This window comes from Streptomyces sp. NPDC054849 (assembly GCF_053610945.1).
Genome location: NZ_JBSGZI010000058.1, coordinates 20,954 through 35,387, shown reverse-complemented (window position 1 = coordinate 35,387; position 14,434 = coordinate 20,954). Strand labels below are relative to the sequence as shown.

General features: G+C 72.9%; 12 protein-coding genes. 7 read left to right on the top strand and 5 right to left on the bottom strand.

Annotated features, from left to right (window positions below):
• Positions 1-18: 18 nt before the first annotated feature.
• On the bottom strand, positions 19-1,458 hold the full coding sequence (locus ACWGIF_RS23605; RefSeq protein WP_453500436.1) for an HtaA domain-containing protein: 1,440 nt from the start codon (positions 1,456-1,458) through the stop codon (positions 19-21).
• 46 nt (positions 1,459-1,504) lie between these two features.
• Positions 1,505-2,959: an HtaA domain-containing protein gene (locus ACWGIF_RS23600; RefSeq protein ID WP_453500434.1), complete on the bottom strand. Its 1,455-nt coding sequence runs from the start codon at positions 2,957-2,959 to the stop codon at positions 1,505-1,507.
• Positions 2,960-3,075: 116 nt separating this feature from the next.
• Between ACWGIF_RS23600 and ACWGIF_RS23595 the strand changes: the two genes are divergently transcribed.
• The 6 genes from ACWGIF_RS23595 (at position 3,076) to efeU (ending at position 10,343) form a co-directional block, all read left to right on the top strand.
• Positions 3,076-4,092: a heme/hemin ABC transporter substrate-binding protein gene (locus ACWGIF_RS23595; protein WP_453500432.1), complete on the top strand. Its 1,017-nt coding sequence runs from the start codon at positions 3,076-3,078 to the stop codon at positions 4,090-4,092.
• 577 nt (positions 4,093-4,669) lie between these two features.
• Positions 4,670-5,791: a FecCD family ABC transporter permease gene (locus ACWGIF_RS23590; RefSeq protein WP_453500430.1), complete on the top strand. Its 1,122-nt coding sequence runs from the start codon at positions 4,670-4,672 to the stop codon at positions 5,789-5,791.
• Positions 5,792-5,808: 17 nt separating this feature from the next.
• On the top strand, positions 5,809-6,684 hold the full coding sequence (locus tag ACWGIF_RS23585; RefSeq protein ID WP_453500470.1) for a heme ABC transporter ATP-binding protein: 876 nt from the start codon (positions 5,809-5,811) through the stop codon (positions 6,682-6,684).
• Positions 6,685-6,929: 245 nt separating this feature from the next.
• A complete protein-coding gene (efeO, locus tag ACWGIF_RS23580) occupies positions 6,930-8,084 on the top strand; it encodes an iron uptake system protein EfeO (RefSeq protein WP_453500428.1) in 1,155 nt (384 codons plus the stop codon).
• 71 nt (positions 8,085-8,155) lie between these two features.
• Positions 8,156-9,469 (top strand): iron uptake transporter deferrochelatase/peroxidase subunit, encoded by a 1,314-nt coding sequence (efeB, locus tag ACWGIF_RS23575; RefSeq protein ID WP_453500426.1) that lies wholly within the window; start codon positions 8,156-8,158, stop codon positions 9,467-9,469.
• A gap of 25 nt (positions 9,470-9,494) precedes the next feature.
• Entirely contained in the window at positions 9,495-10,343 is an 849-nt protein-coding gene (efeU, locus tag ACWGIF_RS23570; RefSeq protein WP_453500424.1) for an iron uptake transporter permease EfeU, read from the top strand.
• A gap of 118 nt (positions 10,344-10,461) precedes the next feature.
• Here the strand turns inward: efeU and ACWGIF_RS23565 are convergent, their stop codons facing one another.
• From ACWGIF_RS23565 to ACWGIF_RS23555, 3 genes are all read right to left on the bottom strand, one after another.
• Entirely contained in the window at positions 10,462-11,034 is a 573-nt protein-coding gene (locus tag ACWGIF_RS23565; RefSeq protein ID WP_453500422.1) for a GNAT family N-acetyltransferase, read from the bottom strand.
• Positions 11,035-11,243: 209 nt separating this feature from the next.
• Entirely contained in the window at positions 11,244-12,107 is an 864-nt protein-coding gene (locus ACWGIF_RS23560) for a PhzF family phenazine biosynthesis protein (protein WP_453500420.1), read from the bottom strand.
• Positions 12,108-12,161: 54 nt separating this feature from the next.
• Positions 12,162-12,923 carry an SDR family oxidoreductase gene (locus tag ACWGIF_RS23555; protein ID WP_453500418.1) on the bottom strand — a complete coding sequence of 254 codons (762 nt, stop codon included), beginning with the start codon at positions 12,921-12,923 and terminating at the stop codon, positions 12,162-12,164.
• Positions 12,924-13,032: 109 nt separating this feature from the next.
• Between ACWGIF_RS23555 and ACWGIF_RS23550 the strand changes: the two genes are divergently transcribed.
• Positions 13,033-14,331: a Bcr/CflA family multidrug efflux MFS transporter gene (locus ACWGIF_RS23550; protein WP_453500416.1), complete on the top strand. Its 1,299-nt coding sequence runs from the start codon at positions 13,033-13,035 to the stop codon at positions 14,329-14,331.
• Positions 14,332-14,434: the final 103 nt, after the last annotated feature.

Here is a 14,434-nt window from a genome sequence, read left to right as displayed (position 1 = left end):
CGGAAATTCAAACACGGCTCAGACCTGGGCCGTGCGCCGCCTGCGCGCGAGGAACACCGCGCCGACGCCGGCCGCGACGGCCGCGCCGGAGGTGGTGAGCAGGGCCGTCGCCGGGATCTCGGCGCCGGTGGTGGCGAGGTTGCCGCCGACGGTACCGCCGCCCACGGTGCCTCCCACAGTGCCGCCCGTACCGGCGGTGGTGGCGCCCGTGCTGCCGCCCGTACCGCCGGTGATGGCCCCGGTGGTCGGCAGGACGGCGTCCTTGTCCACCGCCACGGAGAAGGTGACCGGGTCGATCGCGTCGCCCGCCTTGTACAGGGAGCCGGTGGTGTCGTTGGCGAAGGCCGCGGCGCCCTCGGCGGTGAAGGCCGCCGGAACCGCGTTCAGCACCAGCACGCCGCCCTTGGTCTTGTAGTCGGTCTTGGAAAGGTCGAGCGTCGCGAAGGGAACGGCCGCCTTGCTGCCGGCGGCGTTCTTGACGTCCAGGTACAGGGTGCCGGTCTTGCCGGTGGCGTCGACGCGGGGGTTGGCGAAGGTCATGTCTATGCCGTGGGCCGCGTACCGGAAGCGGAGGTTGCCCTCGAAGGAGGCGTTCAGCTTCTGCTTCTTGACGTCCAGCTCGCCCTTGCCGAAGGCGAAGTCGAAGAGGTCGCCGTTCTTGCCCGCCCCGCCGGCCGGGGTGATCGAGCCCGCGCTCAGCACGTACGTGCGGAAGGACTTCTTCACACCCCATGTCAGCTTGCCGCTGAGGACCCTCTGCACGCCGTCGGCCGGAGGCTCGGGCTGCTTGGTGGGCGCCGTCGGGGTGGGCACGGTGTTGCTCGGGGTCGGCTGCGTCGGCGTGGGCTTGGTCGGGGTCGGGACGGGCTTCTCGAACTCCAGCTTCGCGGTGAGCGGGTCGCCCGTCTTGCCCTCGTAGCCCGGAGAACCGAACGCGTCCGCGGCCTCCTTGGTGAGCTTGGTCTCCAGGTTGGTCATCGACTGGCCGCCGAAGGCCACCGTGGCCAGCGGTACGTCCTGGGCCGTGGCGCCGCCCTTGGTGACGTCCGCGGTGAGCTTCCTGGTGCCGGTGTCGATGCGGATGTCCGAGAGCTTGACCTCGAAGCCGTGGCCGGTCGGCGGGGCGGGCGAGGAGAAGGTGACGCTGCCCTTGAAGGCCGCCTTCACCACGTGGCCGCCGGCCGGGTCGTACTGACCCGTCGGCTCGACGAACCTCAGGGTGCCGTCGTCGTTCTGCCGGGCGCCGTCCGCGACGGTGATGGTGCCCTTGGCCATGCCGGTCACGTAGGCGCGGTAGCCGGCGAGCACGCCCCAGTCGAGGGAGCCACCGGTGATCTTCAGCGGTTCGGTGGGCGGCCCGCCCGCCGCGGTGGCGGGCAGTGCGAGGGCGGTGGCGCCGAGCGCGGCGGCGGTCAGGACGGCGGCCGCGAGGGAGATGGGGCGGCGGATGGGCGACATGGCTGGGGACTCCTGAGGGAACAGACGGGGGAAGGAGGATGGGGCTCTACTGCGGTGCGTCGGTGGGCGCTGTATCGGGGGCGGCCGCTTCCGGGCCCGGGGCCGGGGCCACTGCCGGGGCCGCCGGGGCCGCTGCCGTACGCCGCTTGCGGACCACCAGGAAGGCGCCGCCGCCGGACAGGACCAGGACGGCGACGGCCAGGGCGATGAGGAGCCCGGTGTCGAAGGACCGGCCGGCCTTCGCGGTGGGAGCGGGCTCGGCGGCCGGCGACGCGGGCGAGAGCGAGGGCGAGGCCGTGGAGCCCAGGTCGGGCAGGGCCGGCAGTTGCGCGGTGGCGTCCAGGGCGATCGCGAGGGAGACGGGGTCCATCTCGGTGCCGGCCTTGTACATGGAGTTGAAGGCCTGGGAGCCGCCCTCGGTGAGGGTGGCGGGGGCCTCGGTCAGCGTGGCGAGCTTGCCCTCGGTCTTCAGGCCCTTGGCGTCGAACTCCACCAGCGCGACGGCGTTCTTCGTCTCGCCGCCGGTGGTGACGTCCGCGGACAGGACGCCCTTGCCGTTCTCCACCTTCACGCCGACCTTGCCGAGCCTCAGGTCCAAGTGCGCGCCGGTGAACCGGACGGTGCCGGCGAAGGCCGCGTCAAGAGTGCCTTTCGCGCTGTCGTACGCGCCCTTGCCCTGCGGGAAGCGGAACAGCGCGCCACCGTCCTGGGCGCCCTCGGCGAGGGTCCATCCGCCCTGGCCGACCGACCCGGTGACGTACTCGCGGAAGGTGCGGCGCACCCCCCAGTCGACGGCGGCGTCGGCGAAGGCGCCCTGCGCCTGCGGGGCTTCGGCCGTGGCGTCCGGCTGAGCGGGCGCCGACGGCGAGGGCTGCGCGGAGGGGGCGGCCTTGACGTCGGCGGACAGCGAGACGGGATCGAGCTGCGCACCGGCCGCGTAGTACCCGGCGAAGGCCTTGGCGCCTTGGACGGTGAGGGTGGCGGGGATGTTCGTGAGGGTCAGCGGGCTTACTCCGCCCTTCATGTCGACGCCGCCGAGGCCGAGCGTCGCGAAGGGCACCCGCGACTGCTGGCCGACCGCGCCGGTGTCCTTGGCCTTGCTGGAGACGTCGACGTACAGGGTGCCGTTGCCGCCGCTGATCTTGACGGTGGGATTGCTGACGGTCATGTCCAGCTCGTGGACTCCGTCGGGCTTCTGATGGCCCTGGAAGGTCACACCGCCCGAGTAGGAGGCCTCGAAGGTGCCGGCGTCCGGGTCGTAGGAGCCGGCGGCCGAGTGGAAGCGGAACAAGCTGCCGCCGACCGTGGCGGCCCCGTCCTTCAGCTTGAAACTGCCTTTCGCGACCGGACCGGTGACATAACTCTGGAAAGACGATTTGATGCCCCAGTCGAGCCGACCCCCCTGTACGGTGCCCGCGCGGGCCGCGGTCGCCGGGAGCAGCGCCCCCAGCAGGGCCGCCAGCAGGGTGACGGCGAACGCACGGACGGGTCTCGTGGGCATGAATGCCCCCTCCAAGGTCTAGCAAGCAAGGTTAGGCTAACCTAAGCTACATCCCGGCCGGATGAGAACCCCCCGGTCTCCAGAACCTTCAGTCGGACGACCAGGACGGTGCCTTCGTGCCTACGCCCGCCGCGTCACACCGCTTTCCCCGCCTCGCCCTTGCCGTGGCAGCACTGGCCTGGGCGCTGACGGCCTGCGGAGGCACGGCCACCACCCCGGGCGCATCCGCCCCCACCCGGGCCGCCGCGCCGGACCGGGTGGAGCCGCTCCCCGCGGTGCCCGTACCCGCCCTGCCGGTGACCGTGCCCTCGGCCGACGGCGCCCAGGTCACCGTCGCCTCCGCGGACCGGGTGGTCCCGCTGACCGGCAGCCTCAACGAGATCGTCCACACGCTGGGCCTCGGCGGGCAGGTCGTCGCCCGGGACATCACCGCCACCTTCGAACAGGCCGCCCAGCTGCCGGTGGTGACGCGTGGCCACGACGTCTCCGCGGAGAGCGTGCTCTCGCTGCGCCCGACGCTGGTGCTGGCGGAGACCACGAGCGGTCCCGCAGAAGCGATTCAGCAGATCCGCGACGCCGGCATCCCGGTCCTGGTCATCGCTCCCGCCAAGGCACTGGACGACGTACCGAAGCGGATCGACGCGGTGGCCTCGGCGCTCGGCGTCAAGGAGGCGGGCACCCAGCTGAACCAGCGCACCGCCGCCCGGATCGCCGCCGCCCGCAAGGACATTCCGGCCGCTTCGCAGAAGCAGCCCCGGGTGGCCTTCCTGTACTTGCGCGGCACCGCGTCCGTCTATCTCCTCGGCGGATCGGACTCCGGCGCCGCCTCCCTGCTGGAGGCGGCCGGTGCGGTCGACACCGGCAAGGAGTCCGGGCTCGGCAAGGACTTCACCCCGATCACCAGCGAAGCCCTGGCGGCCGCCGCGCCCGACGCGATCCTCGTCATGTCCAAGGGCCTCGAATCGGTCGGCGGCGTCGACGGCCTGGTCAAGATCCCGGGCGTCGCGCAGACCCCGGCCGGCATGGACCGCCGGGTGGTCACCGTCGACGACGGCGTCCTGCTCAACTACGGCCCGCGCACCGACCAGGTGCTGTCCTCGCTGATCGCCCAGCTCTACGGCAAGGCCGCCTGAGGTGCCCCTCCACGACCCCGAAACCACACGAACCCCCCACGTGCCCGCCCCCACCGGTTCCGACGAGGCGGGGAGCACGCCGGGGCGATCCCCGCAGGGCACCACCGGCCCGAACACAGAACCGCCAACGGGCCGGCCTGCCACCACCAACCGGACCCCGACAGGCAACCCGGCCACCGGTTCCGACGGGGTCGGAAGTGTGCCGGGGCGATCCCCGAAAGGCACCACCGGCCCGAACACAGAACCGCCAACGGGCCGGCCTGCCACCACCGGCCCAACCCCGACAGGCAATTCGGCCACCGGTTCCGACGGGGTCGGAAGTATGCCGGGGCGATCCCCGAAAGGCGCCACCGGCCCGAACACAGAACCGCCAACGGGCCGGCCTGCCACCGCCAACCGGACCCCGACAGGCAACCCGGCCACCGGTTCCGACGCGGTCGGGCGTGTGCCGGGGCGATCCCCGCAGGGCGCCGAACGCACTTCCGCCCAGCTCTCCGACCCCCCGCCACGTTCGGCGCCCGAGGAGACGCCCCGGCGCGCGCACGGCCCCGGCGGAACCGGCCCCACCACGGCCCCCTTGCCCGAGGCAGCCGGCCCCGCCACCGCCGAAGCCACCGCCGAACCCTACAAATCCGCCGAACCCGCCGAACCCGGCCTCGCCAAGCCCCGCCGCAGGCAAACGGCTCCGCTGCTCACCGCCGCGCTCCTCACCACCCTGCTCCTGCTCGCCCTGCTCTCCGCAGGAGTCGGCGCCTACGACATCCCCCTCGGCGACGTACTCGGCTCCGTCCAGCACCGCCTGGGCCTCGGCGGCACCCCCCTCGACCGGGTCGGTGAGAGCGTGCTGTGGAACGTACGCCTCCCCCGCGTCGCCCTCGCCCTGCTCGTCGGCGCCTGCCTCGGCTGCGCGGGCGCGCTCATGCAGGGCGTCTTCGGCAACCCGCTCGCCGAACCCGGCGTCATCGGGATCTCGGCCGGCGCCGCCGTCGGCGCGGTCGCCGCCATCAGCCTCGGCCTCAGCTTCTTCGGCAACTGGACCATCACCGTCTGCGCGTTCGTCGCGGGCCTGATCACCGTCAGCTCCGTCTACCTCCTCTCCCGCAACGGCGGGAGGACCGAGGTCGTCACCCTCATCCTCACCGGTATCGCCGTCAACGCCTTCGCCGGCGCCCTCATCGGCCTGTTCGTCTTCTTCGCGGACAGCGGCCAGGTCAACCAGATCACCTTCTGGCAGCTCGGCTCCCTCGCCCAGGCCACCTGGCCCAAGGTGCTCGCCGTCCTCCCCTGCGCCCTCGCCGGCCTGCTCATCGCCCCCTTCTACGCCCGCCGGCTCGACCTCCTCGCGCTCGGCGAACGGCCCGCCCGCCACCTGGGCATCGACGTGGAGCGGCTGCGCCTCGCCCTCATCCTGGTCGTCGCGCTGCTCACCGCCGCCGCCGTCGCCGTCGCCGGTGTCATCACCTTCATCGGCCTCCTCGTCCCGCACCTTCTGCGCATGGCCAACGGCCCCGGCCACCGCTTCCTGGTCCCCGGCAGCGCCCTCGCCGGCGCCGTCGTCCTGGTCGCGGGCGACCTCGCCGCCCGCACCCTCGCCCAGCCCGCCGAGCTGCCGCTCGGTGTACTGACCGCCCTGATCGGCAGCCCGTTCTTCTTCTGGATGCTGCGCCGCACCCGCCGCAAGCAAGGAGGCTGGGCGTGACCGGCAGGCTGAGCGGATTGCTCACCCGCACGCGCAGGACCGTCCCGGCCCGGCCCGGCCCGGGTGACGCCTTCGCCGAAATCGAGGCCCTGCACGTCCGGCTCGGGGAGCGCGAGGTCCTCGCCGGCATCGACCTGACCGCCCGCGCCGGTGAGGTGCTGGCCTTGGTCGGCCCGAACGGGGCCGGCAAGTCCACGCTGTTGGCCGCCCTCGCCGCCGACCTGCCCGCCGCCTCCGGGCAGATCCGGATCGACGGCCGCCCGGTGGGCGACTGGAGCGCCCCGGATCTCGCACTGCGCCGCTCCGTCCTGCCCCAGTCGGCCGCGCTGTCCTTCCCCTTCCGGGTGGAGGAGGTCGTACGGATGGGCCGCGCGCCCTGGGCCGGCACCCCCTGTGCCGAGGACGACGACCGGGCGGTGGCCACCGCCATGGCCGCCACCGAGGTCACCGACTTCGCCGCGCGCCCGTTCTCCGCCCTTTCCGGCGGTGAGCGGGCGCGGGTCGCGCTGGCCCGCGTACTGGCCCAACGGGCCCCGCTGTTGCTGCTCGACGAGCCCACCGCCGCCCTCGACCTGCGCCACCAGGAACTCGTGCTGCGCATCTGCCGGGAGCGGGCGGAGGCCGGTGACGCGGTCGTCGTCGTCCTGCACGACCTGGGGCTGGCCGCCGCCCACGCGGACCGGGTCGCCGTCCTGCACGACGGGCGGATCGCCGCGGAGGGCCCGCCCGCCGAGGTGTTCGAGGACGCGCTGCTCAGCCGGGTCTACCGGCAGCCGGTGGAAGTGCTCCCGCACCCCCGCACCGGGGCCCCGCTCGTGGTCCCCGTACGCGCGGCCGCGCCGTCCGAACCGGCCGCGCCGGTCGCACCGTCCGAACCAGCCGCACCGTCCTGACCGTCCGAACCCGCCGAACCAGCCCCCCCGAACCGTGGCCCGCCGACCCGGGTTTGACCGCGATTTGACCGGCCCATGGGGTGGCCGTGGAGGGCCCGTGACGGCTCCGTGTCCGGCCCGGAAACGTGAGAGCCGAATCACTGTACGGGTGGGTATGCGTCAGGTAAGCCTCGGTTAAGTTAGGTCCGCCTCACCGGCCTCTCCCCGCTCGGGACGGCCCTTCGTCCGACGCCCAGGAGCCCGCCATGCGCCCCGCCCGCCTCACCGTCATCGCCGCAGCCTCCGTGGCCGCCGCTCTGACCGCCGTCACCGGCTGCTCCCAGAAAAGCGACGCGGGCGGCGACGGCGCGATCAAGGTCGCGGCCTCCGACAGCGCCTGTGACGTGTCGAAGACGGAGTTCCCGTCGGGCAAGGTGCAGATCGACGTCGAGAACAAGGGCTCCAAGGTCACCGAGGTCTACGTCCTCTTCCCGGACGCCCGCATCGTGACCGAGCGCGAGAACATCGGCCCCGGCACCAAGGCCTCCATCACCGCCGAGATCAAGGCGGGCGACTACGAGATCGTCTGCAAGCCCGGCATGAAGGGTGAGGGCATAGCCCAGAAGGTCAAGGCCACCGGCGGCCAGGGCGGCGAGCAGAAGCGCAGCCCCGAGATGGACGCCGCGGTCGCCGCCTACCGCGCGTACGTGGTCACGCAGGCCGAGGAGACCCTCCCCAAGGCGCAGGCCTTCGCCGACGCGGTCAAGGCCGGCGACATCGAGGCCGCGAAGAAGGCGTACGCGCCCTCCCGCATCGGCTGGGAGCGCACCGAGCCGGTCGCCGAGTCCTTCGGCGACATCGACCCGAAGGTCGACGTCCGCGAGGACGGCCTGGAGGCCGGCCAGGACCCCGCGAAGGACTGGACCGGCTGGCACCGCCTGGAGAAGGCCCTGTGGGCCGACAACGCGATCGGCGACGCGGAGAAGACGCTCGCCGACACCCTGATGGCGGACCTGACCGACTGGCAGAAGAAGGTCGGCCAGGCGGAGATCACCCCCACCTCGATCGCCAACGGCGCCAAGGAGCTCCTGGACGAGGTCGCCACCGGCAAGGTCACGGGTGAGGAGGAGCGGTACTCCCACACCGACCTGGTCGACTTCAAGGCCAACGTCGAGGGCGCGCAGAAGGCGTACGAGCTGCTCAAGCCGATCGCCTCGAAGAACGACCCGGAGCTGGCGAAGCAGCTCGACGCCCAGTTCACGGCTCTGAACACGCTGCTGGACAAGTACCGCGCGGACAAGACCTCCTACGAGTTCACCTCGTACGACAAGGTCGGCGAGGCGGAGCGCAAGGAGCTCTCGGACGGCGTCAACGCGCTCGCCGAGCCGCTCTCCAAGCTCGCCGCCGCGGTCGCGAAGTAACGGGCGGGGACGGAAGCAGGCGGGAGGGCACGATGACCGAGTCGGGGTCGGAGTCGGAGTCGAGGTCGGAGATGACTGCTCGGCAGCAGCCGCGGCAGGACGGCGGCGAGTCCGCGGTGACGCCTGCTGCGACGTCCGCGGCGACATCCGCGGCGACATCCTCGCCCTCGCGGCGCGCGGTGCTGGGCTGGGGCGGGGCCGGGCTCGCGCTCGGCGCCGCCGGGGCCGGCGGCGCGGCGGTGGCCTTCGGCGGCCGCTCGGACATGGTGTCGGCGGCCGCCGCCGGGGCGGCCGTACCGTTCCACGGCGAGCACCAGGCCGGTATCGCGAGCGCCGTGCAGGACCGCCTGCACTTCGCGGCCTTCGACGTGAAGACGAAGGACCGCGCGGAGCTGATCGCGCTCCTCAAGGAGTGGACTGCGGCGGCCCGGCTGATGACGGCCGGTCAACCGGTCGGCGAAGGCGGCTTCGGCGGCCTCCCGGAGGCCCCGCCGGACGACACGGGCGAGGCGCTGGGCCTGAAGGCCTCCCGGCTCACCCTGACCATCGGCTTCGGGCCGGGCCTGTTCGCCAAGGACCGCTTCGGCCTGGAGGGCAGGCGCCCCGAGGCACTGGTGGACCTGGAGCTGTTCCCCGGCGACAACCTGGACCCGGCCCGCTCCGGCGGCGACCTCTGCGTCCAGGCCTGCGCCGACGACCCGCAGGTCGCCGTGCACGCGATCCGCCAGCTGGCCCGCATCGGGTTCGGCAGGACGGCGGTGCGCTGGTCGCAGCTGGGCTTCGGCAAGACCTCGTCGACCACGCCCGACGAGCAGACCCCGCGCAACATGATGGGCTTCAAGGACGGCACCCGGAACATCTCGGGCAGCGACAGGGCCGCTCTGGACCGGCACGTGTGGGTCGGCGCGGGCGACGGCAGCGACTGGCTGACCGGCGGCTCGTACCTGGTGGCCCGCCGGATCCGGATGAACATCGAGACCTGGGACCGCACCCCCCTCGGGGAGCAGGAGGACATCTTCGGCCGCGACAAAGGCGAGGGCGCCCCCGTCGGCAAGTCCAAGGAGCGCGACGAGCCCTTCCTCAAGGCGATGAAGCCGGAGGCGCACGTCCGCCTCGCGCACCCGGACACCAACAACGGTGCGACGATCCTGCGCCGCGGCTACTCCTTCACCGACGGCACGGACGGTCTGGGCCGCCTCGACGCGGGCCTGTTCTTCCTCGCCTACCAGCGCGACGTCCGCAAGGGCTTCATCCCGATCCAGCGCAGCCTGGCGAAGTCCGACGTCCTCAACGAATACATCCAGCATGTGGGTTCGGCCGTCTTCGCCGTCCCGCCGGGCGTCCGCGACCAGGACGACTGGTGGGGCCGGACGCTGTTCGCGTAGTCCCCGCCGGAGAGGAAGAACCGCCGTGTTCGGCAACTATCTGATCGGCCTGCGCGAGGGGCTGGAGGCCAGCCTGGTCGTCTGCATCCTCGTCGCGTACCTGGTGAAGACCAAGCGCCGGGACGCCCTGCGTCCCGTGTGGCTCGGCATCGCGATCGCCTGCGCGATCTCGCTCGGCTTCGGCGCGATGCTGGAATTCGGCACCCAGGAGCTGACCTTCGAGGCGCAGGAGCTGCTGGGCGGCAGTCTGTCGATCGTCTCCGTGTGCCTGGTGACGTGGATGGTCTTCTGGATGAAGCGCACCGCGCGCCATCTGAGGGCCGAGCTGCACGGCAAGCTCGACGCGGCGCTGGCCATGGGCACCGGGGCGCTGGTCGCCACCGCCTTCCTGGCCGTCGGCCGCGAGGGGCTGGAGACCGCGCTGTTCGTGTGGGCGTCGGTACGGGCCAGCGGCGAGGGCTCCTCGACCCCGCTGATCGGCGTGCTGCTGGGCATCGCCACGGCGATCGTGCTGGGGTACCTCTTCTACCGGGGCGCCCTGAAGATCAATCTGGCGAAGTTCTTCCAGTGGACCGGCGGGATGCTGGTGATCGTGGCGGCGGGCGTGCTCGCGTACGGGATCCACGACCTGCAGGAGGCCCGCTTCCTGGGCGGCCTCGCCGACAAGGCCTTCGACGTCAGCGGCGCCGTCCCGCCGGACAGCTGGTACGGGACCGTGCTCAAGGGCGTCTTCAACTTCCAGCCGGACCCCACAGTCCTGCAGCTCACGGTGTGGGTGCTCTACGTGGTCCCGGTGCTGGTGCTGTTCTTCGCCGACCGCCGCCGCCCGGCCGTCGCACAGGCGCAGCCCGCGGACGCCACGCCCGCCGGCTGACCGGTTGACCGGCTGGCCTGCTGACGTGCTGACGTGCTGACGTGCTGGACGAACGACCGGCAGGACGAACGAGCGGAAGACCGGCGGGCCGGTTGGGGTGACCGCCCGCAGGCCGTCATCACAGCCGGTCGACGGGTCCGGAGTGGAGCGGGACGCGGACGCCGGTGAAGGCCGCGCGGTCCCGGTCCGGGGTGTCCGTGAAGAAGTCCGCCACCACCACCTTGTCGAAGCCCGGGGCGTCGGTGGCCAGCGGATCCCCGGGGGTTCCGCCCACCAGCACCGTGCCGGGCAGCTGCGCGAAGCCGGCCGCCTCGTAGAACGGCGCCAGCGGCCGGTCGCAGCTGAACAGCGCCACGTCCACGGCCCGGTCCGCCGCCGGCTCCGCGCGCGCCGCGGCCACGAGCCGGCCGCCGTGTCCGCGGCCCCGCAGCTCCGGCCGGGTGACGACCGCACTGAGTCCGGCCGCCCGGTACGTCCGCCCCGCGAGCGGGATCTCCTTGTACAGCAGGGCCAGCGAGGCGGCCACCACCCCGGCCGCGTCGACCAGCAGCATCACCCGCGGGACGAGCGCCGGGTCATGACCCGGCGTCGACCCCGGCCACACGTCCGCCTCCAGCGCCGCGAGCCGGCGGGCCGGCGCCACGGGCACGTCCGCCTCGGCGAATCCGAGCACCCGCATGCCGCGGCTCACCTCCAGCCTCCGCCGAGGACCCGCGGGCGCGTCACCGCGGCCGGGGCTCCTCCAGGGACCCCGCTATCCCCACGCGCCGGACGAGCCGGATTCGGCGCACGCCGTCCGCGGGGACATTCCAGCCCCGCCGGCGCTTGAGGCGCGGGCGTCCGGGGGCGGAGCCCCTGGCGGTGGCACCGCACGGGCTCGGCCCCCGCCGGTGTACGCGCTCACGCGATCCGTACGCCCTCTCCGCCCACCCGCACGCGCGGGTCGCCGTCGCGCAGTTCCACCGTGAGCACGCCCGGGCGGCCCAGGTCCTCGCCCTGGTGGAGGGTCAGCACGGCGTCCGCCGGCACCAGGCCGAGTTCCCGCGCGTACGCACCGAAGGCGGCCGCGGCGGCTCCCGTGGCGGGGTCCTCCACGACGCCTCCGACCGGGAAAGGGTCCCGTACGTGGAACTGCGCCGGGCCCGCCCGGTACACCAGCTGCACCGTGGTGAGGTCCAGGCGCCGCATCAGGGCCTCCAGCCGGGCGAAGTCGTACGCGAGGTCCGCGAGCCTGGCCCGGGTGGCCGCGCCGAGCACCAGGTGCCGAGCCCCGGCGTAGGCGATCCTGGGCGGGAACGCCGGGTCCAGGTCGGTCTGCGGCCAGTCCAGCGCGGCCAGTGCCTCGGCGAGGTCGGCCGCGCCGATGTCCTCGGTGTGCGGCTCGACGCTGGTCAGCGTGGCCCGCAGCCGTCCGTCCTGCGAGGTGACGGACACCGGCACGGTCCCCGCCCGGGTGGCGAACAGGAGCTCCCCCGGCCCGATCCGCTCCGCGAGCGCCACGGCGGTGGCCACGGTCGCGTGCCCGCAGAAGGGGACCTCCGCCTTCGGGCTGAAGTAGCGCACCGTGAAGGACCGGCCCTGCTCGCCGCCGAGGTCCTCGGGCGGCGCGGTGAGGAAGGCCGTCTCGCTGTATCCCAGCCCGGCGGCGATCTCCCCCATCGTCTGCGCGTCCAGCCCGGCCGCGTCGAGCACGACCCCGGCGGGGTTGCCGCCGTCCGGGTCGCGGGAGAAGGCGGTGTAACGCAGTACCTCGATATCGGTCATGTGGTCATGATCGGCTCCGTGCCCGCGCTCTGGCAACGGGGTTCCGGGCACGGCTCAGCCGCGGCCGATGTACGGCATCGACGTCGCCATCACCGTCGCGAACTGCACGTTCGCCTCCAGCGGGAGGTCCGCCATGTGCAGGACGGTGCGGGCCACGTCGGCGGCGTCCATCACCGGTTCGACGGCCAGCTGCCCGTTGGCCTGGAGGATGCCGGTCTGCATCCGCTCGGTCATCTCGGTCGCCGCGTTGCCGATGTCGATCTGGCCGCAGGCGATCCGGTACGGCCGCCCGTCCAGCGACAGGGACTTCGTCAGGCCGGTCATCGCGTGCTTCGTCGCGGTGTAGGCGATGGAGTGGGGGCGCGGCACGTGCGCCGAGATGGAGCCGTTGTTGATGATGCGGCCGCCCTGCGGGTCCTGCTGCTTCATCTGCCGGAAGGCGGCCTGCGCGCAGAGGAAGGACCCGGTCAGGTTGACGTCCACGACCGAGCGCCAGGCCTCGTAGGTGAGGTCCTCCAGCGGGACCCCACCCGGCCCGAAGGTGCCCGCGTTGTTGAAGAGCAGGTCGAGGCGTCCGTACCTGGCCCGTACTGACTCGAACAGCGCAGCCACGTCGTCCGGGGCGCTCACGTCCGCCCGTACGCAGAGGACGTCCGCGCCGTCCCCGGCCGCCTTGGCGGTCTCCTCCAGCGGCTCGGTCCGGCGGCCGGCCACGGCCACGGCCCAGCCCGCCGCGGCCAGGGTCAGCGCCACGGAGCGGCCGATGCCGGAGCCGGCGCCGGTCACCACGGCGATCTTCTTCGTACTTTCGTCCATGGGGCCGCAGGGTACGTCACAGCGCGCTCCGGTCCCGGGACGTTCCGATTGCTGAGAGCATGGGCCGGTCAGGGGTGCACCAAAGCAGATGAGAAGACTGGAGTTCCGCATGCCGGAGAGAGGCCCCGCGACGGCACCCTCGCACGACTCGTCGCCCGAATCGCCCTCCCCCACCACCACGGCGCCCCTGACGGCCGCACGCCGCACGGGCCTGCTCGTCACCTTCGTACTCGGCGGGCTCTCCGCCCTCCCGCCGCTGTCCATGGACATGTACCTGCCGGCCCTGCCGCAGGTCACCGACGTCCTGAACAGCCCGGCCGCGACGATCCAGCTCACCCTCACCGCCTGCCTCGCCGGCATGGCCCTGGGCCAGCTCGTCATCGGCCCGATGAGCGACCAGTGGGGCCGCCGCCGGCCCCTGCTCGCCGGCATGGTCGTCTACGTCCTGGCGACCGCGATATGCGCCCTCGCCCCGACCGCGGAGCTGCTGATCGCGTTCCGGCTGCTCCAGGGCCTGGCCGGCGCCGCCGCCGTCGTCATCGCACGGGCCGTCGTACGCGACCTGTACGACGGTGACGAGATGGCCCGCTTCTTCTCCACCCTGATGCTCATATCCGGGGCCGCCCCGATCGTCGCCCCGCTCATCGGCGGCCAGGTCCTCCGCTTCTCCGACTGGCGCGGGGTGTTCGTCGTCCTCACCGCCGTCGGCGCCGTGCTCACCCTGCTGGTCTGGCGCGGCCTCGGCGAGACCCTGCCGCCCGAGCGGCGGCACACCGGCGGCGTCGGCTCCGCCCTGCGGACCATGCGCGGGCTGCTCGGCGACCGCGTGTTCACCGGCTACACCCTGACCGGCGGCTTCGCCTTCGCCGTCCTCTTCTCCTACATCGCCGCCTCCCCCTTCGTGATGCAGGAGATCTACGGGGCTTCGCCGCAGTCCTTCGCCCTGCTCTTCGGCCTCAATTCCGTCGGCCTGATCGGCGTCGGCCAGATCAACGGCAAGCTGCTGGTCGGCCGGGTCAGCCTGGACAAGACCCTGGCCGTCGGACTCGCGATCGTCTTGACCGCAGCGGTGTCCCTGCTGCTGATGTCGACCGGGGTGTTCGGGGAGGTCGGGCTGATCCCGGTCGCCGCGGCGCTGTTCGTGCTGATGTCGGCGATGGGCATCGTCCTGCCGAACACCAACGCACAGGCCCTGATGCGGACCCCGCACGCGGCCGGTTCGGCCTCCGCACTGCTCGGCACCTCCTCGTTCCTGGTCGGCGCGATCGCCTCACCGCTGGTGGGAATCGCGGGCGAGGACACGGCCGTGCCGATGGCAGTGGTCCAGCTGGCCTGCTCCCTTCTGGCCCTGAGCTCCTTCCTCTTCCTCTGCCGCCCATGGCAGACCCGAAGCGATTCGATCACCTGAGGCCCTCCCCCGGCCCCGCCAACCCCGGCCCCGCCGGCGTTTGAGGCGCGGGGCCCGGGGCTGAGCCCCGATCGTTCGGCCCCGCCGGGGTCGGGGGCTGGAC

What these genes read in the sequence shown, in the direction of transcription:
- ACWGIF_RS23550 (WP_453500416.1), top strand. Translation starts at nt 13,033, where the DNA reads ATGCCGGAGAGAGGCCCCGCGACGGCACCCTCGCACGACTCGTCGCCC.
- ACWGIF_RS23605 (WP_453500436.1), bottom strand. Translation starts at nt 1,458, where the DNA reads ATGTCGCCCATCCGCCGCCCCATCTCCCTCGCGGCCGCCGTCCTGACC.
- ACWGIF_RS23560 (WP_453500420.1), bottom strand. Translation starts at nt 12,107, where the DNA reads ATGACCGATATCGAGGTACTGCGTTACACCGCCTTCTCCCGCGACCCG.
- efeB (WP_453500426.1), top strand. Translation starts at nt 8,156, where the DNA reads ATGACTGCTCGGCAGCAGCCGCGGCAGGACGGCGGCGAGTCCGCGGTG.
- efeO (WP_453500428.1), top strand. Translation starts at nt 6,930, where the DNA reads ATGCGCCCCGCCCGCCTCACCGTCATCGCCGCAGCCTCCGTGGCCGCC.
- ACWGIF_RS23555 (WP_453500418.1), bottom strand. Translation starts at nt 12,923, where the DNA reads ATGGACGAAAGTACGAAGAAGATCGCCGTGGTGACCGGCGCCGGCTCC.
- ACWGIF_RS23600 (WP_453500434.1), bottom strand. Translation starts at nt 2,959, where the DNA reads ATGCCCACGAGACCCGTCCGTGCGTTCGCCGTCACCCTGCTGGCGGCC.